We start from the raw sequence: 18,083 nt of genomic DNA, 5'->3' as shown, positions 1-18,083 counted from the left end.
ACCACTTTAGCGTTAGGAGCTGTCTTTTGCTGTATGACCCCGAGATCGGTTCTGTGAAGGCGTAGCTAGCGGGGCTACGCGGAAGAGCTATTACCCCTCCAAAACCGGAACCATGACGACGGCACATCGTCATAAAAGCTCCCGTGTGAGTTTATTATTTTACTGATGGAACGCGAGAGTTAGCAAATACACGGAACTCCTGAAACCGTCTGCCGTCGGAAATCACTGTTTTGATGATTATTCTCAAACGCGCCTTTGAGAATTTTAGCATTCTTCTCCTTGGAGTGAGCGTATAATTTGTCTCCCCAATGCGTCTGGGTAGAGCCATGCCTGTGTAATAACACGATAATCGGAGATATATTTGATAGCTCACATTAATCATCAAACTTTTTTATATTGAACATAATTAGTAGGTGTGATGAACGATGGCAGAATATACAGAAATTAGCGAGGAAAAATTAAAAATTATACCAGATAGTATCCAATATCAACTGGGTCTAAGTGTAGGTGACAGAATCAAGTGGAAGGTATTCGATGACAATAGTGCGATAGTTGAACGTGCTAAGCCGAATGAGTCGGATAATAGCGTGTCTCGTCGTGTTGTTTTAAAAGATATTGGGATATCATTTATTGGTGGTCTGGCCACCGGTATCGTTGGTAGTGGGGCAGCAACTGCTATGGAGGTTGATGAAGCGCTTGAGCCATACCTGCCTAATTTCGTCGATGAGTCGATCTACTCAAGATTACTGTGGTTTACTGGAGATATATTTGTAACTCCTGGCCGCGGTGCGCCTGAAATCAGTGATCTTGGTGAAATTGACTTTCTTACACAAGTAGAACTTGCTAATGCTGTTTTAAAAACCGTTGATGATGTTGAACCACAGTCTGTTAATGAATTAGATGTAAATAAAGCAGGACATATCGCAACAACAACAGGCCCGCTTGGCTCTGAATTTGTAGCGTTAAGTATGGGGTACGATCCAGACTCGATTGCTGAGTACCAAGGGCGTTTGCCGTATATTTTTGACTTGGCACCTTCAGAAAAATACTATGGCATGTCCCTTGATGAGATAAGAAGTGAAAGAACGAACTGGCCTATTACAAAATCTTATGGAGATCCTACGTCAATTGAACCGGAAAAAAGGGATGGTGAACCTACCCTTGGAGATTCTAACCGACCAAAGTACCGAATCGATTATGGAATGGCGGTTGTCAAGAAGTTACATGAGGGATGGGAACAATACGAAAAGTACGAAGATTATTCACCACTAACAGAGTATGATAATAACATCCATCTTCTCGTTGCTGGCTGTCATGGTGAGGGGACACTCGCTGTAGCTAAAGCACTTTCAGATGAGGAAATGATCAGAGAGATTGAACAAAAAATACCATCAGATGTGAATAGATATCAAGCAGTTTTTACTGCATATATTGATCACTATGATGAGCGTGAGGATAGGCGTGGGGATACTGTTTACGTCCCCGAGTTTCAAAATATCTCTTTGTATGACGCGAAGCCGCTCTAATGGGGAACAGATACCTTATTCCTTCAAAACTGGTTTTTTGAGCACCAGCGATTGTATCCTACTCCTGACCTGCTCCGGGGTTCCGTCTCCAATTGCGCGGTCGGCATCACCGGTCACCCCTTAGCGGACAGGTCCGGTCCGTTTGAATTTTTGCCGGGACCTCGTCGAGCGTCTCCGCGAGCTCTTCTTCGGACCTTCCCGCTGGCACTTCCACGACTACACTAATGTCGTCCCGGTCCGCAGTTGCCAGCATCCGGTCGTCCCCGATGCCGACATCAACCACGATCGGCTACTCCGACGTGACCTCTTCGGACATCTCGCGGTAGACCGTGCCGCCGTCCGTGGCAACCTCATCAGCGTCGTTGTTAGAGTGGCCGCCTAGACGTTTCAGCGTAGCACACCACTGGTTGTTCTCGCTGACGAATTCGCAGAAATCGGAGATCCTCGGCCCTACATTTATCTTAAATCTATAAATATTTAATTTATGAGTAGAAATAGAGAAATTATAAATCGCGGTGCTACCGCTCCCTGGTTCAAATCTCTCCTCAGCACGTCGCCGTCGCTCGCGGTGTTGCTCGCGACGGCAGGAAGTGGGGCCGGAGGGATTTGAACCCCCGATCGACTGATATCTCCGGTGCGCCTCGGAACTCCAGAGGGTCGTCAACACGACCGATGATCAGTCGGCCGCTCGGTATATCAGTCTGGAGTGTCGTCCCGGGCGCAAGCCTCTGGAGTCAGTCGCCATGCCTGGCTTGGCCACAGCCCCGCGTGATCTCGCATCAGTTCGTTGCCGAAACGCGGATAAAGGGGTTTCGATCGAAGGCGTTCGGGGGACGTGACGACGACGACCGAAAGCGCGTGACGCCTCGGCGATCCGACCGGCGCTACTCCCGGTCGTCGTCGCTCCAGTCGCAGTCTTGGCACTTGTAGCCGGTGACGAACTCGGTCACGCTCGGCATGTAGCCGACCGAGATGACGTCGCCGCCGCACTCCGGACAGTCGCGGTCGGCGTCGGTAATCGACTCGGCCTCCAGCACCGACTCTCCCTCGACCAGCTCTGCGAGCTTTTCGGGCGTCACCATCCGCCCCTGAACGACGCGGTTCGACATACCGGCCGTTCGGGGTCGGGTACCTAAACCCCGGCGACACGCCCGGGGCGCGGGCGGCGACCGAGGCGGCGTCAGAGAACGGGCCTCCCGACGGTTACGTCCGGACTACAGCCACGGCGCCCGGGAGTCGTCGTCGGTGAACGGGTCCGTCCCGTCGTCGGCCTCACGCCCCTCGCCGCCGTTCGCGAGAACGGCGACGTCGTCGTCGACGATGGGGGACGGACCCTCCGGCGGGGCGTCGAGCGGCGGGTCGCTCGGCGCGTCCTCCTCGACGGTCTCGTCGGCGGGATCGGTCGAGGCGGAGTCGTCCGAGTCATCCCCCTCGGCGGAACCGTCCGCCGGTCCGCCGTCGTCCGGCGCGTCGCCGCCGCCGGCGACCCCCTCCAGCGCGCCCGCGTCCGGGTCGTACGCGAACAGCGTCGTCACGGCGAGCACCGCGAGCGCGACCGGCGCGTCCGTCTGCATGAGGTCGAACGGGCCGAGCAGGATCGGCAGCGCGAGCACGCCGAGTGCGACCGCCGACCCGAACCGGAACCGATCGATGTCGACCCGGCCGCGGAGGTGCGGCGACAGCAGCGCGATCGACAGCGCGAACCCGACACCGACGGCGGCGGCCGCGGTCCCGTTGACCACGTACTCGGTCGACGTCTCCAGGGCGAACCCCGACGGGTCGAAGCTCGCGACGAGACCGAGACCGATGATCACGCCCGGACTCGGCAGGTACTCGCCGATCTCGGAGCTTGCGGTCTTGGCGGCGATCGTCAAGATCACCAAGCCGGCGAACCGCTCGAACACGACCAGATCGAGGAGCTCCTGGAGCATCGGCGCGAGGGCGGCCTCGACGGCGGCCACCGGGATGATAACCGCGCCGATCAGCAGCACGGACGTGACCATCTCTCGCCGAGAGCCGGCCATCTCCGCGAGGATCACCGCGGCGGTCGCGGAGCCGCCGAAGATCAGGATCCCGGTCTCGACGACGCCGGTGGCCGATCCGAGAACGCCGGCGACGACCAAGGCGGGGAAGATGCCGTCGACGAGCGGCAGGACCATCACGGTCGCGAGCAGCTTCGTCGCGCTCCCGACCTGCTGTTCGAGTCGCAGGGCGACCGGGTGGCGTGAAGTGCTCATTTAGGGACGATAGCCCTGACCGACGGGGAGGCGGTGGGATGCGTGCGACTCGCGATGGTCGGGGGACCAGCACGCGGAGTCCACGCCGCGGGAGGTCCGACGAGCCCATGTAAAGCGTTTGCGCGGATTGCCGGCTGTAAAGCGGACGCCGAGGTCGACGTTCGGCTGGCCGGCGATGCGCGCGTTCACGGGACTGTCGGAGTCCATACTCGATATACGTGTTTCGGTCGCGTTAAAGGTTGTGTGAGACGTGTCCGCACGACACGATGGATCGACGCCGAACACACAGGTTCGGCGACGATCCGTCGGATCTCGACGCACTTCCTCGATCATCTCTCGGCTTCCGAACTCCTGGTCGCCGATCGCTCTCGGGCAGCGACATTCGTCGGACAGCTCTCGCGTCAACCGCGTTTCGACCGGAGAATGACCATATTCGTGTATACAACACGGATTCGGATGTGATCAACCTCCACGTCCGTGCCGTCTCGCAACGCTTTTCATCGGCCGTTCGTGACGGATTATATGGCGACAGATTCTGGCCGATTCTCGGCGAAGCTCGACGTTCCGGAAGCGCTGACGTTCGACGACGTGCTGCTCCGCCCGAAGGAGAGCCGGGTTGAGCCGGACGACGCGGACCTGAGCACCCGCGTGTCGAAGAACGTCGAACTGACCGTCCCCGTGCTGTCGGCGGCGATGGACACCGTCACCGAGAGCGACCTCGCGATCGCGATGGCCCGCGAGGGCGGTCTCGGCGTTCTCCACCGCAACATGACCGTCGAGGAGACGGCCGCCGAGGTCGAGCGCGTCAAGCGCGCGCACGAACTCGTCATCCGCCGCGAGAACGTCGTCACCGTCTCGCCGGACGACACCGTCCGCGAGGCCGACGCCGTGATGGAGCGGCAGGGTGTCTCCGGCGCCCCCGTCGTCGACGACGACGACACGGTCCTCGGGATCATCTCCGGCACCGACATCCGCCCGTACCTGGAGGTCGGCGAGGACGACGCGGTCCGCGAGGCGATGACCGACGAGGTCATCACCGCGCCGGAGGACGTCGAGGCGCGCGAGGCGCTCGAGCTGATGTACGACCACAAGATCGAGCGCGTTCCCATCGTCGACGACGACCGCCTCGTCGGACTGGTGACGATGCAGGGAATCTTACAGCGCCGCGAACACGAGGAGGCCGCCCGCGACGGGGACGGTCGCCTGCTCGCCGGCGTCGCGGTCGGTCCCTTCGAGGAGGAGCGCGCCGTCGCGGCCGACGAGGCCGACGTCGACGTGATCTTCATCGACTGCGCGCACGCCCACAACCTCAACGTCCTCGATTCCGCGGAGGCGATCAAAGCGACCGTCGACGCCGACGTCGTCGTCGGCAACGTCGGGACGCTCGAGGCCGCCGAGGCCGCGGTCGACTTCGCCGACGGGCTGAAGGTCGGCATCGGCCCGGGTTCGATCTGTACCACGCGCGTCGTCAGCGGCGCGGGGATGCCCCAGATGACCGCGGTCGCGGAGGTCGCGGACGTGGCCGCCGACCACGGCGTGCCGGTGATCGCCGACGGCGGAATCCGCTACTCGGGCGACGCGATCAAGGCGCTCGCGGCGGGCGCGGACGCGGTGATGCTCGGCTCCTACTTCGCCGGCACCGACGAGGCCCCGGGCCGCGTCATCACGATGAACGGGAAGAAGTACAAGCAGTATCGCGGGATGGGGTCGGTCGGCGCGATGAAGTCCGGCGGCGGCGACCGCTACCTCAAGGAGGAGGACGAAGACGAGGAGTTCGTTCCCGAGGGCGTCGAGGCCGCGACCCCGTACAAGGGGAGCCTCGCCTCCGAACTCCACCAGCTCACGGGCGGGATGCGCTCCGGGATGGGTTACGTCGGCGCGGAGACCGTTCCCGACCTCCACGAGCGCGCGGAGTTCGTCCGCGTCTCGACCGCGGGACAGAGCGAGAGTCACCCGCACGACGTGATGATCACGGACGAGGCGCCCAACTACAGCCCGGACGAGTGATACCGGTCGGCCGGAGCGCCGAAGAGGTATTTTAATATAGCCAGCGGCGAGACGAAACGTGTGAGCGAACACCCCCTCGCTCCCGTCATCCATGAGTGAGCAACCGCCGCTGGTCCTCGTGGTCGAGGACGAACCCGATCTGGCCGATCTGTACGCCGCCTGGCTCGGCGACGAGTACCGCGTTCGAACCGCGTACGGCGGCCACGAGGCGCTCGATCAACTGGACGAGGCCGACGACGAGGTCGACGCGATCCTCCTCGATCGACGGATGCCCGGTCTCTCCGGCGACGAGGTCCTCACGGCCGTCCGCGACCGCGGTATCGACTGCCGGGTCGCGATGGTCACCGCCGTCGAGCCGGACTTCGACATCCTGGAGATGGGCTTCGACGACTACCTCGTCAAGCCCGTTACGAGCGATACCCTTCGAGAGACGGTCGAGGGGCTGCTGCGACGCGGCGAGTACGACTCGGAGGTCCAAGAGCTGTTCTCGTTGACCTCGAAGAAGGCGATGTTGGAGTCCGAGAAGAGCGCGAGCGATCTGGCGGACAACGAGGAGTACCAGCGGCTCACCGACCGGATTACCGAGCTCCGCGAGCAGGCCGACGAGTCGCGCGACGCGGTCGCGACTAACGACGAGGACTACGAGAAGCTCTTTCAGGACTTCGACACCGACGCGTAGCGATCGCCGCTGCGCGACGCGCGCGCGTTCCGGAATTCGAGGGGGTAATCGCCGACTCTTTATCACCGGTCGAGCCGAACGAGCGGTACATGCGCGTCCGGGATCTGCCGCTTTCGCCGTCAGTTATCGACCACTTCGCCGAGCGCGGCGTGCGCGAGCTGTACCCGCCGCAGCGCGCGGCGGTCGACGCGGGGGTCTGCGACGGCGCCGACGTCGTCGCCGCGGTGCCGACCGCGTCGGGGAAGACGCTCGTCGCCCAACTGGCGCTGTTGACCGCGGACGGTCCCGGGCTGTACGTCTGTCCGCTCCGCGCGCTCGCCCGCGAGAAGTACGAGACGTTCGCGGCGTTACCCGGCGTCGAGGTCGGAATCTCCACCGGCGACTTCGACGCGACGGGCGAGGAGTTCGCGGGCAACGACGTCGTCGTCGCCACGAGCGAGAAGGTCGACTCGGCGATCCGAAACGGCGCCTCGTGGGTCGACGATCTGGCCTGCGTCGTCGTCGACGAGGTCCACCTGCTCGGCGCGAAGCGCCGCGGGCCGACCCTCGAAGTGACGCTGGCGACGCTCCGGCGCCGGAACCCCGACCTCCAGACGGTCGCGCTGTCGGCGACCGTCGACAACCCCGAGGCGATCGCAGACTGGCTCGACGCCGCCCTCGTCGAGTCCGGCTGGCGTCCCGTCGAGCTACGGACCGGCGTCGCCGTCGGCGGGGAGGTCGCGTTCGACGACGGAACGGCTCTGTCGGTCGACGTCGCGGCCGCCAATGATTCGGATCCCGCCGGCGACGTCGACCGCGACGAGACGGAGGCCGACGGTGGGGTCGACGACGAGACCGACTCCACCGAGGTCACGGCCGCGCTGGTCGCCGACGCGGTCGCGGACGGCGGCCAGTGTCTCGCGTTCGTCCGCTCCCGTCGCGAGGCGGTCGACCTCGCGGAGCGGCTCGCGGACGACGGACTCGCGGCGGACCTCGGGATCGAGGACGCGGCCGCGGCTGCGGCGGACGAGGTCACCGACGTGGACGGCACGCTCACCGGGCGACAGCTCGCGGACTGCCTGCGCGCCGGCGTCGCGTTCCACCACGCCGGGCTCCGCTCCGGCCACCGCTCGGTCGTCGAGTCGGCGTTCCGCGAGCGCGACGTCGCCTGTATCTGCGCCACGCCTACCCTGGCGGCCGGCGTCAACGTCCCGGCGCGGCGCGTCGTCGTCCGCGACCAACGACGCTACGGAGAGAGTGGAATGTCGTGGATCCCGACGCTCGAGGTCCACCAGATGTGCGGCCGAGCGGGGCGCCCCGGACTCGACCCGCACGGGGAAGCCGTCCTCGTCGCCGACGCCGACACGCGGGAGGAGGTGCGCGAGCGGTACGTCGAGGGCGAGCCGGAGGCCGTCGAGTCGCAGCTCGCCGACCCGGGCGCGCTCCGGACGCACGTCCTCGCGGCGATCGCGACCGGGTTCGCGGCGACCGAAACCGAGATCCTCGACGTCTTCGAGGGGACGTTCTACGCCCGGGAGACGGGCGCCGGCGGCCTCGCCGACGCGGTCGCCGTCGCGGTCGACGACCTCGTCGCGGCCGGCATGGTCGCGCGGGAGACGGGCGGGGTCGAGGACTACCGGCTCGTCGCGACGGCGGTCGGCGAGACGACCTCGAAGCAGTACGTCCGCCCCGAGACGGGCGAGTCGATCGTCGCCGGGCTCCGGGCGGCGGCGGACCTCTCGGACGCGACGACGCTCACCGCCTTCGAGGTGATCTGCGACACGCCGGACATGCAAGACACCTACCTCGGCAACGCCGAGCGCGCCGACATCTACCGGTTCGCGCGGAACAACGCCGCCCACCTGACCACGGACATGACCGAGCCGGACGACTTCGAGGGGTGGCTGGAGTCCGTGAAGACGGCGCGCATCCTCGACGAGTGGATCGGCGGCGCGACCGTCGAGGAGCTGGTCGAGCGCTACCGGATCGGTCCCGGCGACCTCGATTCGCGGGTCGAGCGCGCGGAGTGGCTCCTGAGCGCGGCCGAGGCGCTCGGGGAGACGATCGACGTGCGCGTCCCGGCCGTGTCGCGGGCGCGGTCGCGGCTGTGAGCGGCGGGGCCGCAAAGCCGGGCCGGGAAAAAGGGACGGCGACCAGTGCCGGCTCAGTCGGCCGAACCGACCGCGCGGTGGAACGGGGTCCGGGCGATCGTCTGCCGCAGCTCCGCGAGCGAGTCGCGGCCCACGTCGCTCGCGGCGGACATCACCGCGAACACCTCCTGTCTGGACACCTTCACGCCGGTCTCGGTGAGCGCGTCCTCCGGGCGGCTCCCGAGTTCGCGGAGGGTGCCGACCGCGAGCAGGTACGGCACCGTCCACGCCTCCATCGTGTTCCCGTTCGAGAGCGGCATCGTCTCTAAGTACGCCTGCGCGTCGTCGAGGAACGACCGGGCGTAGTCGGCGGTGCGGTCGACGACGCGCGCGGACGACTCGCGGTTCTCGGGGTGGACGACGCGCTCCTGGTCGACGCCCTCCGCTTCGAGCCACTCCGCAGGCAGGTAGACGTTGTTCTCCTCGGTGTAGTCGTCGTAGACGTCCTTCGAGACGTTCACCAGCTGTAAGAGGAGACCGAACTCCTCCGCGGTCTCGCGCAGCTGCTCCGCGCGCTCCTCGCCGATGTCGCCGCGGGTGAGCAGGTTCGTGATGAGGTTGCCGACGGTGCCGGCCGCGTAGTAGCAGTACTGCTCTAACTCGTCGCGGTCGTCGATTCGGAGCCCGCCCTCGGTGGCGTGGCGGTCGACGAACATCGCCATCCCGTCGACCATCTCCAACACCGGCGGGACGATTGCCTCCTGCGCCTCCGGATCGAGTTCCGTGAACGTCGCGGCGATCGTGGGCGCCTCCGCGACCACGGTCCAGTCGTCGTCGCGCTCCGCCGGCAGCCACTCGTCGACCGCCTCGCGGAACTCGCCGATGTCGGTCTCGTCGTCCGGGTCGATCGCTCGCCGATACGTTCGTAGCACGTCGCTCTGGGCTTCCGGTGGGATGTGGCCGGCGTCCTCCACCGTGTCGGCGACGCGACAGAGGAGGTAGCCGACGCAGATCTGGGAGGCCATCGGTTCCTCCAGCACGTCGACGGTCAGCGCGAAGGTCCGCGAGACCCCTTGGACCGCCTCGTGACACCACGCGAGGTCGGCCTCGCCGGGGGCGTGTTCTCGTCCGCTCATTCAGTTGCCAGACGTTACGGCACAACGCATAAAAAGCCTCGTGGAACGCCGGCCGGCCGTTCCTCGTCGGTCGGGACGTCGAAACCGGGCGACCCCGTCGCCGCTCGCGCCGACGAACCGGAGACCCGTGTACAACCGTGTGAAAACGGCTAAGTCGGCCCGGTCGAACGTCCCGATATGGAGTTCACGCTCACCGAAGAGCAGCGCCAGATCCGCGACACCGTCGCGGAGTTCGTCGACGAGGAGGTCGTCCCGCGCGCGGCCGAGATCGACGAGAACGACGAGTTCCCCGCCGACCTGGTCGACGAGATGGCCGATCTCGGTCTCATGGGGATGCCGTTCCCGGTCGAGTACGAGGGCGCCGGTCTCGACTACCACAGCTACGCGATCGGACTCGAAGAGATCTCTCGCGGCTCCGGCGGACTCGGCACCGTCGTCGCCGCCCACACGTCGCTGGCCGGCAACATGCTGTACGAGTTCGGCGACGAGGCCCAGAAGGAGGAGTACCTCACCGCCTTGAACACCGCCGACGACATCGGCGCGTTCGCGCTCTCCGAGGCCGAGGCCGGCTCGGACGTGCCCGCGATGTCGACCGCCGCGGAGCGCGAGGCGCGAAGCGCCTCGGAACGGAGCGGCGTCGCCGCGGAGCGCGACGGCGACGGCTACCTCGTCAACGGTGGGAAGCTCTGGATCTCGAACGGCTCCGTCGCGGACACGGTCACCCTCTTCGCGAAGACCGACCCGGACGCGGGCCGGAAGGGCATCTCGTCGTTCGTCGTGCGCCCCGAGGAGGACGACGGGTTCGTCGTCGAGGGGACCGAGGACAAGCTCGGCGACAAGGGGTGTCCGACCGCCGAGCTGCGGTTCGACGACATGTGGATCCCCGAGGATCGGCTGCTCGGCGAGGAGGGCGAGGGGTTCGTCCAAGCCCTCAAGACGCTCAACGGCGGGCGGATCACGATCGCGGCCCGGTCGGTCGGCATCGCGCGCGCCGCGCTCGACGAGGCGAAGGACTACGCCCAAGAGCGCGAGCAGTTCGACCGCCCCATCGCCGACTTCCAGGCGATCCAGCACAAGCTCGCGGGCATGGACACGAAGGCGCGCGCCGCGGAGCTGCTGATGCACGAGGCGGCCGACCTGAAGATCCGCGACGAGGACTACATCAAGGAGGCCGCGCAGGCGAAGCTGTACGCCTCGGAGATCGCCCGCGAGGTCGCCAACGAGGGGATCCAGATCCACGGCGGCTACGGCTACACCAAGGACTTCCCGGCCGAGCGCTTCTACCGCGACGCGAAGCTCTCCGAGATATACGAGGGAACGAGCGAAGTGCTGCGCAACACGATCGCACAGCAGCTGCTCGACGAGTAGGGCCGCAGCCCGGAGGGGTCAGGCTCTCGGATCGCCGTCGTCGCTGTCGGCGGTGCGGTCGCCGTTCGTCTCGTCTTCGTCGCGGTCGCCGTTCGCCGCTCCGCCGTCGCTCTCGTCGTCGAATCCGGGGCCGTGAGCGACGTCGGCGTCCGAGGGGTTCTGGTCGACCGCGTATCCGCCGGTGTCGATCCGGTCCGCCGGCTCCGAGTAGTCGCGGTCGCCCGGCGAGAAGTCGGGGCGGACGACGCCGTCGTCCGGGATGTCGGGCTCGTCGTCGGGCGCCGCGTCGTCGGTCGACGCCTCGTTGGTCGTCGCGTCGTCGGTCGACGCCTCGTCGGTTCTCGTCCCTTCTGGCGTCGTGTCCGGTTCCGCGTCGACTCCGGCGCTCTCGGTGTCCTCGTCGCGGTCGACGTTCTCGTCGCGGTCGACGTTCTCGTCGCGGTCGACGTTCTCGTCGCGGTCGGCGCGCTCGTCCCGGCCGCCGTCCTCGTCGATCCACTCGAAGCGGTCGCTCTCCTCACTGCGCCGCTCCGCGACGGCGGTCGCGAGTCGCTCGGTGAGCGTCTCCTTCAGCGCCTCGGCCTCCTCGATTTCGAAGTCGACCGCGGCGGCGTCGCTCCCGGTCAGCGACCCGGTCCCCGCCGTGTCGGCGACGATCGTCGCGACGCCCCACCGGCGCTGGAACACGGTCCGGCTGTCGATCACGTTCTGGATCCGGTAGTACGGGACGACGGCGACGGTCCGACCCCAGAACCCGTTCCGCGTGAGCAGGTGGTCCTCGCCGAGCCAGTAGCCGCGGTGTTTCCACTTCAGGTGCGCCGCGGGGGGCACGGCGAGGAGGAGCGCGGCGACCCCGTACCAGGGGAGCGGCGCCGCGACGTACCAGTTCACGGCGTACGCGATCCCCGTGAGGGCGCCGACGACCATCGCGTACCGGACGACGTACCGCCACCGGATCCGCTTTGGCGGGCGTTCGAACTCGGGCGTCCCGAACGACTCGATCTCGTGTGCGAGCCGGTAGACCCGGTCGGTCGCCGCGATCGGCACGGCGGACTGGTTGCCGGACTCGCCACCTTGCCCGGGGGCGTAGCCCGCGGTCTCGATGGAGAGGCTCGCGTACCCGAGCGCCCGCTTTGCCGGGTTGTCCGTGATCCGCAGCGTCTGGACCTTCTCGGTCGGGATCGACCCGCTGTACCGGCGGAACAGGCCGCGCTCGTAGCGCAGTTCGTCGCCGGCACGGGAGAGCCGGAACCCGTAGTAGTTCGAGAAGGCGACGCCCGCGCCGATGAGCCACGACGCGAGGAAGAGGGCGGCGACCCCGACGATCGCCGTCGCGGTCAGCGCGGCGGCCGACGTCTCCGGCAGGAAGCTCGACAGCACCGGGAACGACCCGGAGCTGAGGAACGCCAGGAGTCCGATCAGGCGCCCGTCGAACGACAGCGCCCCGACCAGGGCGAGTTCGCCGGGCGAGATGGCGAACAGCTCCTCTTCGTCCGGAGCGAACGCGTCCTCGCGGCCGCGGTCGACCGCGTCGACGCTGGTCGCCGTCCCCTCGCCGGCGTCGTCCGGGCGGTTCGCGTCGGACTTCCGGCGCTGGACCTCCCGCTGGATCCGGGTCGCCTCGTCGGGCGTGACGTATCGGATCGACCCCTCCGTGCTGGAGCCGCCGGCGGTCTCTAAGTCGACCGCGGCGACGCCGATCGCGCGCTGGATCACCCCCCGGCTCACGTCGACGTTCTGGATCCGGCGGTACGGGATCTCCCGCTCGCGCCGAGAGATGACGCCGGAGGAGATGTCGAGCGTGTCCTCGGTGAGGACGTACTCGAACCGGCGGTAGTACGCGGCCTCGTAGGCGAACATCGCGACGAGGATCGCGGCGCCTCCGCCGACCGCCAGCGGGAGTCCGAACCCGCCGCTGTTCACGATGACGAACAGCGCGACGGCGGTCCCGGCCGCCTTCTGGAGCGCGCGGTACGGGACCGACTGCGGCGCTAGCTTCACACCGCGTCCTCCCCGTCGGCGCGGATCGCCAGCCGCTTCAGCTCCTCGCGGAGGTCGCTCGCGCCGTCCGGCGTGAGTCCCGGAATCCGCACGTCCGCGCCCCGCGATCCCGCCGTGTACACCACGCAGGAGGCGAGTCCGGCGGTCCGCTCGATCGGGCCGCGCCGGGAGTCGACGTGCTGGATCCGCACCAGCGGCACCGTGGTCCTCACCTGCGTGATCACGCCGCGGTCGAGGTAGATCGCGTCCTCGCGGATCTCGTAGCTCCAGCGCCGGTAGCGGAGCAGCGCGTGCGCGATCGTGAGCGTCAGGACCACGGCCCCCACGGCGACCGGCGCCCACTGCGGGAGGTACTCGAGGTACACGCCGCCGACGAACGGGGCGGTGATCAGCGCCGAGAGGAGCACCGCGCGGAGGACCCACACGATCTGGACTCGGGGGTGGAGCGTCTGTGCCGTCATCGACGGTCCCCCGTCGCGCGTCCGTGTGTCATGAACGGCGATTGACGGTCCCGACGTATAAGTCCGGCCGGAAACGGTCGAGAAAAAGAGAAAAAATCATGATGTATATTGTCTCCCGATGGCGATACTTGCCGAAACCGATATCACCCGTGGTCGAGTCGTGCCGGCCATGACCGACGATCCGTTCGAGAACATGCTCGCCCAGATGGACCGCGCCGAGGAGTACGCAGACGTGGACCACAGTATCTTCGAGCGGCTCAAACACCCGGAGCGCACGCTCAAGGTCACGCTCCCGGTCGAGTTGGACTCCGGCGAGGTCGAGGTGTTCGAGGGGTACCGCTGTCAGTTCGACAGCGCCCGCGGACCGTTCAAGGGCGGCGTCCGGTTCCACCCGTCGGTCACCCAGCGCGAGGTCGAGGCGCTCGCCGGGTGGATGACCTGGAAGACCGCGCTGGTCGATCTCCCGTACGGCGGCGCGAAGGGCGGCGTGATCTGCGAGCCGAAGGAGCTCACCCAGAACGACCTGGAGAGCCTCACTCGTCGGTACACCGAAGGGATCCGCCGGATGATCGGTCCCGAGACCGACGTGCCCGCGCCGGACATGAACACGAACCCGCAGACGATGGCGTGGATGATGGACACCTATTCGATGTACGAGGGGCACTCCATCCCGCAGGTCGTCACGGGCAAGCCGCTGGAGATCGGCGGGACGCCCGGCCGCGTCGAGGCCACGGGTCGCGGCGTCTCGCTCGTGACCGAGCGGCTCTTCGAGTACCTCGACCGCGACCTCTCGGACGCGTCGATCGCGATCCAGGGATTCGGAAACGTCGGGTCGAACGCGGCCCGGCTCCTCGACGAGTCGGGCGCCAACGTGGTCGCGACCTCCGACGTGTCGGGCGCGGCCTACGATCCCGACGGACTCGACGTGGCGGCGCTCGGCGCCCACGTCGACGCCGGCGGGCTGATCGAGGAGTACGTCGCGGGCGAGTACCGGGGGAACGCGGACGGCTCCAGCTGGGACGACCCGGATGCGATCACCAACGCGGAGCTTTTGACCCTCGACGTCGACGTGCTCATCCCGGCCGCCGTCGAGGGCGTGATCACCGCGGACAACGTCGACGACCTCCGAGCGTCCGCGATCGTCGAGGCCGCCAACGGCCCGACGACGGTCGCCGCCGACAAGGCGCTCACCGAGCGCGACATCCAGGTCGTGCCGGACATCCTCGCGAACGCGGGCGGGGTCATCGTCTCGTACCTGGAGTGGGTCCAGAACGCCCAGGAGTTCTCGTGGCCGCTGGAGACGGTCAACGCCGAGTTGGAGCGCCGCATCGGCGACGCGTTCGACAAGACCATCGAGCAGTACGACGCCAAGCAGCTCCCCGACCTGCGGACCGCCGCGTACACGCTCGCCTTGGAGCGCACGGCGAAGGCCCACGAGTACCGCGGGCTGTTCCCGTAGACGGCGAGCGACGAGCGATCGCGGGAGTGCGTTTATCTAGACGACTGAGCGGTTGTTTATAAGTGAAATCTTGGTGCCGGTGCCGGCTATTTATAAGTGACAGACGAAGCGGTGCGGACCTCCAAATCCCTAGCCCCTCACTTATGAATGAACGGCCTCGGATCGACGGCGAACACCTCCAAAGCCCCAGCCGCTCGGGTATAAATGATTGACCGGAGATCGACGGCGAACACCTCCAAAGCCCCAGCCGCGAGGGCTCGGTGCGCTCGCTGCGCGCCTCGGTCGCTCACTCCGTTCGCTCCCTCGGTGCTTACGTCGCGCGCCTTCGCCCTCGCGGCTGCCCCTTTGAGTCCCGCCCCGCACAGCACCTCACGCCTCCCCAGCCTCGTCGGTCGCCCTCCGCTTCGCTCCGGGCGACCGACTCCCTCGCACCGTCGGTTCGCGGCCCTCCGGGCCGCTCACCGGGGCGCGCCACCGCACCGCTCTTTATAAGTCATCGTCGCAGTCGCTCGCAATCGTTTAAATACCGTTCGTCAGACCGATCGAATCCGGTCCGCGCCCACCTCGATCGGCTCCGCGTAGCGGGCGAGCGGGTCGCCGTCGGGCCGGTCGAACCCGTTCGCCTCGAACAGGGTGTTCGCCCGGAGGTCGACGGTCGCCTCCCGGAGCCTCCACGGGTCGTGGGTGATCTCCCCGCAGTACAGCTGGTTCCCCGCGGCGTAGAACCGGTAGTTCTCGGCGAGAAACGCGTCGAGCGACCCCGGCTCGGCGGCGAACGCCTCGCCCGTCGGCTCGTAGGTCGCGTCGAACCGCACGTGGGGAACGCCGGGGTGGGTCCGGCGGCTGGTGAACCGAACGGGGCCGCCCGCGCTTGCCGAACGATCGGTGGTCTCGGGGCGAGACACGTCCATCGCCGCGCGGTAGTACGGGAGCGCGAACAGTCGCCGCGCGGCCGCGACGCCGATCCGGTCGTCCGCGTCGAGGTTGTAGAAGTAGATGCCCGGACCGTCGGGCCCCTCGACGTAGGTCCGGAGGTTGAGCTCCGGGAACGAGAGCCCGACGGGCGCCCCGCGCGGACGGATGTCGTCCATCACGAAGGCGACGACGCTCAGGTACGCGTCGTCTCGGTGGGTGGCGACCGAGAGCCGGTCGGGGAGCGTGGCGGAGACGACGGCGGGATCGACGGGCCAGTGACAGAACAGCGCGTCGCGCCACGTCATCTTCAGCCAGCCCCGCTTGAACATGCCATCGGTAGGGGCGCCGGCGAGTTAACCCGCACGCCGGGCGACTCCCTCGTTCGTCTCCGTCTCCTCGCTCGCACGGATCTCTCCGTTCTACTCGCCGCCCCGGTCTTCGGCGTCCTTCCACTCGCCGAGTCCGGAGGGGTCGAGGTGGACGTGGACGTCGCCGACGTCCTCCAGTGCGCGGAGGCTCGTGACGAGCTCCGTCTCTACGTCGTGGGCCTCCCGGAGCGTCATCTCCCCGTCGACCTCGACGTGGACCTCGACCTCCAGGTCGGTCCCGTCGTAGAACACGGTGAGGTCGTGGACCCCCTCGACCGCGGGGTTCTCGCGGAGCGCGGCGACGACGCGCTCGCGGTCGCCCGCCGGCGGGGCGCCCCCGACGAGGTAGGTGACGTTCTCGCGGCCGATCTCGATCCCCTGATAGACGACGAGGACGCTGACGAGCGCGCCGGCGATCGGGTCGAGGATCGGGACGTCGAGGAACACGCCGAACACGCCGACGAGCGCCGCGATCGTGGTGTAGATATCGTTGAGGCAGTCGACCGCGAGCGCGGCGAGCGCCGTCGAGCCGAGGTCGGCGTTCACCAGCTCCGTGTACCAGTACAGCAGGTACATGTCCGCCATCGCGAACAGCAGCGCGGCGACGAGGAGGAGGCTCTTCTGAGGCGGACTGTGCGTCCCGAGCAGCCCGAGGACCGACTCGCGCAACAGGAGGAGCCCGAGGACGACGATGGTCGCGCCGACGAGCAGCGCCGTCAGCGGCTCGATCCGCTGGTGGCCGTGCGGATGCGTCTCGTCGGCGCTCTCGTACCGCGATCCCCCCCAGACGAACACGACCGCGCTGGCGACGAGGTCGGCGACGGAGTGGGCGGCGTCGGCCACCAGCGCGACGCTGCCGAACGCGAGCCCCGCCGCCCCCTCGACCGCGATCTTCACCGCGTTGCCGGCGACGTTCACCGCCGCCGCCCGCTGGAACCGGGCGCGGTCGCCGTCCCCGAAGGGGCTCAACATAGAGTTCGGTGCGCCCCGGACCCTGTTAAGGGTCTCGCGTCGCGTCGAATCTCGCCTCGCCGCCCGACGGCGACCGTCCCCGCCGGCCGTCTCCGGCGGGAGACTCCGTCGTAACGCCTAAGACCGAAACGCTCCTCGGCTACGGTAATGAATCACGATCTTTTCGCCCGAGGTGGTCCCGGTGGGCGTCGAAATTAAGGAAACGGAGGTGAGCGACGAGGATTTCGAGGAGATGAAGGGGTTCGTCCGCGACTACCTCGCGGCCAGCGTCGAGGGCGAGGACGACGGCGGACGCATGCGCTGGTACCCCTGGCACTCGTCGTCGTACCGCTTCAACCACATCCTCAACGTCGTCGACCTCGCGACCGAAATCGCCGAGGCCGAGGGCGCCGACGTCGACGTGGTCCGCGTCGCCGCCGTCTTCCACGACGTCGCCAAGCTGGAGGCCGAACAGGACGTTCACGCGGAGGCCGGCGCGCGCGTCACCCGCGAGTACCTCCAGAGCCGCGGCAACTACCCGGAGTCGTTCATCGAGGAGGTGTGCGGGGCGGTCGTCGATCACTCCTACACCGGCGACCTCGCCGACGTGCCCCTCGAAAGCCGGTGTCTGATCGAGGCCGACGTGCTCGACAAGGTCGGCGCCAACGGCGCCGTCCTCATGCTGTTGCGGATGGGCTACGAGTCGCGCACGCACATGGACGCCGCGAAGATGGTCGACCGCGTGCTCCAGCGCGCGTACGACCACACGGATCGCGTCGTCTCCGACACCGCCGAGGGCATCGCCCACCAGCGCATCAAGCGCGTGAAGTGGCTCCGCGAGTGGCTCGAAGAGGAGGTCTCCCGGATGGACGCCGAGGGCGTCACGGACCGCTGACGGCGCCTCGG

General features: G+C 66.8%; 15 protein-coding genes and 1 tRNA gene. 7 read left to right on the top strand and 9 right to left on the bottom strand.

Annotated features, from left to right (window positions below; genetic code table 11):
- Positions 1 to 425 precede the first annotated feature (425 nt).
- The gene (locus J2744_RS07190) at positions 426 to 1,526 is read left to right on the top strand and encodes a hypothetical protein (RefSeq protein WP_209546127.1); all 1,101 of its coding nucleotides are present in this window, start codon (positions 426 to 428) and stop codon (positions 1,524 to 1,526) included.
- Between the two features lie 106 nt (positions 1,527 to 1,632).
- Here the strand turns inward: J2744_RS07190 and J2744_RS07185 are convergent, their stop codons facing one another.
- The 4 genes from J2744_RS07185 to J2744_RS07170 all read right to left on the bottom strand — a co-directional run bounded on the left by J2744_RS07185 (position 1,633) and on the right by J2744_RS07170 (position 3,763).
- Complete coding sequence (locus J2744_RS07185) at positions 1,633 to 1,809, bottom strand: hypothetical protein (protein WP_209546126.1); 177 nt, start codon at positions 1,807 to 1,809, stop codon at positions 1,633 to 1,635.
- Between the two features lie 308 nt (positions 1,810 to 2,117).
- Positions 2,118 to 2,292 (bottom strand) — tRNA-Trp (locus J2744_RS07180).
- A gap of 118 nt (positions 2,293 to 2,410) precedes the next feature.
- Positions 2,411 to 2,635: a DUF5795 family protein gene (locus J2744_RS07175; protein ID WP_209546124.1), complete on the bottom strand. Its 225-nt coding sequence runs from the start codon at positions 2,633 to 2,635 to the stop codon at positions 2,411 to 2,413.
- 105 nt (positions 2,636 to 2,740) lie between these two features.
- Complete coding sequence (locus tag J2744_RS07170; protein ID WP_209546121.1) at positions 2,741 to 3,763, bottom strand: DUF5794 domain-containing protein; 1,023 nt, start codon at positions 3,761 to 3,763, stop codon at positions 2,741 to 2,743.
- 522 nt (positions 3,764 to 4,285) lie between these two features.
- Between J2744_RS07170 and guaB the strand changes: the two genes are divergently transcribed.
- From guaB to J2744_RS07155, 3 genes are all read left to right on the top strand, one after another.
- Entirely contained in the window at positions 4,286 to 5,770 is a 1,485-nt protein-coding gene (gene guaB, locus J2744_RS07165) for an IMP dehydrogenase (RefSeq protein ID WP_209546119.1), read from the top strand.
- Between the two features lie 91 nt (positions 5,771 to 5,861).
- Entirely contained in the window at positions 5,862 to 6,449 is a 588-nt protein-coding gene (locus tag J2744_RS07160; protein ID WP_209546117.1) for a HalX domain-containing protein, read from the top strand.
- 89 nt (positions 6,450 to 6,538) lie between these two features.
- The gene (locus tag J2744_RS07155) at positions 6,539 to 8,539 is read left to right on the top strand and encodes a DEAD/DEAH box helicase (protein WP_209546115.1); all 2,001 of its coding nucleotides are present in this window, start codon (positions 6,539 to 6,541) and stop codon (positions 8,537 to 8,539) included.
- Between the two features lie 53 nt (positions 8,540 to 8,592).
- Here J2744_RS07155 and J2744_RS07150 read toward each other — a convergent pair whose 3' ends face one another.
- Positions 8,593 to 9,654: a phytoene/squalene synthase family protein gene (locus J2744_RS07150; protein ID WP_209546113.1), complete on the bottom strand. Its 1,062-nt coding sequence runs from the start codon at positions 9,652 to 9,654 to the stop codon at positions 8,593 to 8,595.
- Between the two features lie 177 nt (positions 9,655 to 9,831).
- Between J2744_RS07150 and J2744_RS07145 the strand changes: the two genes are divergently transcribed.
- Positions 9,832 to 11,022 (top strand): acyl-CoA dehydrogenase family protein, encoded by a 1,191-nt coding sequence (locus J2744_RS07145; protein WP_209546111.1) that lies wholly within the window; start codon positions 9,832 to 9,834, stop codon positions 11,020 to 11,022.
- Between the two features lie 18 nt (positions 11,023 to 11,040).
- Here J2744_RS07145 and J2744_RS07140 read toward each other — a convergent pair whose 3' ends face one another.
- Positions 11,041 to 13,023 carry a PH domain-containing protein gene (locus tag J2744_RS07140; protein ID WP_209546109.1) on the bottom strand — a complete coding sequence of 661 codons (1,983 nt, stop codon included), beginning with the start codon at positions 13,021 to 13,023 and terminating at the stop codon, positions 11,041 to 11,043.
- Positions 13,020 to 13,484, bottom strand: a complete 465-nt coding sequence (locus tag J2744_RS07135) for a PH domain-containing protein (protein WP_209546107.1) — start codon at positions 13,482 to 13,484, stop codon at positions 13,020 to 13,022. Before J2744_RS07135 ends, J2744_RS07140 begins: the two co-directional genes overlap by 4 nt.
- A 169-nt stretch (positions 13,485 to 13,653) precedes the next feature.
- Between J2744_RS07135 and J2744_RS07130 the strand changes: the two genes are divergently transcribed.
- Positions 13,654 to 14,943: a Glu/Leu/Phe/Val family dehydrogenase gene (locus J2744_RS07130; RefSeq protein WP_209546104.1), complete on the top strand. Its 1,290-nt coding sequence runs from the start codon at positions 13,654 to 13,656 to the stop codon at positions 14,941 to 14,943.
- 533 nt (positions 14,944 to 15,476) lie between these two features.
- On the opposite strand, the gene J2744_RS07125 is transcribed toward J2744_RS07130, so the two are convergent.
- Together J2744_RS07125 and J2744_RS07120 are read right to left on the bottom strand one after the other, a co-directional pair.
- On the bottom strand, positions 15,477 to 16,187 hold the full coding sequence (locus tag J2744_RS07125; RefSeq protein WP_209546103.1) for a YqjF family protein: 711 nt from the start codon (positions 16,185 to 16,187) through the stop codon (positions 15,477 to 15,479).
- A 90-nt stretch (positions 16,188 to 16,277) separates the two neighbouring features.
- Positions 16,278 to 17,198 carry a cation diffusion facilitator family transporter gene (locus tag J2744_RS07120; RefSeq protein WP_209546102.1) on the bottom strand — a complete coding sequence of 307 codons (921 nt, stop codon included), beginning with the start codon at positions 17,196 to 17,198 and terminating at the stop codon, positions 16,278 to 16,280.
- Positions 17,199 to 17,370: 172 nt separating this feature from the next.
- On the opposite strand from J2744_RS07120, the gene J2744_RS07115 reads away from it, so the two are divergent.
- The gene (locus tag J2744_RS07115; protein ID WP_209546101.1) at positions 17,371 to 18,072 is read left to right on the top strand and encodes an HD domain-containing protein; all 702 of its coding nucleotides are present in this window, start codon (positions 17,371 to 17,373) and stop codon (positions 18,070 to 18,072) included.
- Positions 18,073 to 18,083 lie beyond the last annotated feature (11 nt).

Origin of the sequence: Halorubrum trapanicum (assembly GCF_017873555.1) — an archaeon.
GTDB classification, from domain to species: Archaea; Halobacteriota; Halobacteria; order Halobacteriales; family Haloferacaceae; genus Halorubrum; species Halorubrum trapanicum.
The sequence above is the reverse complement of the archived record's forward strand: the minus strand, read 5'-3'. Positions and strand labels throughout refer to the sequence as shown.

Excerpts from the sequence above, each read along its gene's own strand:
- J2744_RS07130 (WP_209546104.1), top strand. The coding sequence starts at position 13,654 with ATGACCGACGATCCGTTCGAGAACATGCTCGCCCAGATGGACCGCGCC.
- J2744_RS07155 (WP_209546115.1), top strand. The coding sequence starts at position 6,539 with ATGCGCGTCCGGGATCTGCCGCTTTCGCCGTCAGTTATCGACCACTTC.
- J2744_RS07160 (WP_209546117.1), top strand. The coding sequence starts at position 5,862 with ATGAGTGAGCAACCGCCGCTGGTCCTCGTGGTCGAGGACGAACCCGAT.
- J2744_RS07170 (WP_209546121.1), bottom strand. The coding sequence starts at position 3,763 with ATGAGCACTTCACGCCACCCGGTCGCCCTGCGACTCGAACAGCAGGTC.
- J2744_RS07135 (WP_209546107.1), bottom strand. The coding sequence starts at position 13,484 with ATGACGGCACAGACGCTCCACCCCCGAGTCCAGATCGTGTGGGTCCTC.
- J2744_RS07125 (WP_209546103.1), bottom strand. The coding sequence starts at position 16,187 with ATGTTCAAGCGGGGCTGGCTGAAGATGACGTGGCGCGACGCGCTGTTC.
- J2744_RS07150 (WP_209546113.1), bottom strand. The coding sequence starts at position 9,654 with ATGAGCGGACGAGAACACGCCCCCGGCGAGGCCGACCTCGCGTGGTGT.
- guaB (WP_209546119.1), top strand. The coding sequence starts at position 4,286 with ATGGCGACAGATTCTGGCCGATTCTCGGCGAAGCTCGACGTTCCGGAA.
- J2744_RS07120 (WP_209546102.1), bottom strand. The coding sequence starts at position 17,198 with ATGTTGAGCCCCTTCGGGGACGGCGACCGCGCCCGGTTCCAGCGGGCG.
- J2744_RS07145 (WP_209546111.1), top strand. The coding sequence starts at position 9,832 with ATGGAGTTCACGCTCACCGAAGAGCAGCGCCAGATCCGCGACACCGTC.
- J2744_RS07175 (WP_209546124.1), bottom strand. The coding sequence starts at position 2,635 with ATGTCGAACCGCGTCGTTCAGGGGCGGATGGTGACGCCCGAAAAGCTC.
- J2744_RS07190 (WP_209546127.1), top strand. The coding sequence starts at position 426 with ATGGCAGAATATACAGAAATTAGCGAGGAAAAATTAAAAATTATACCA.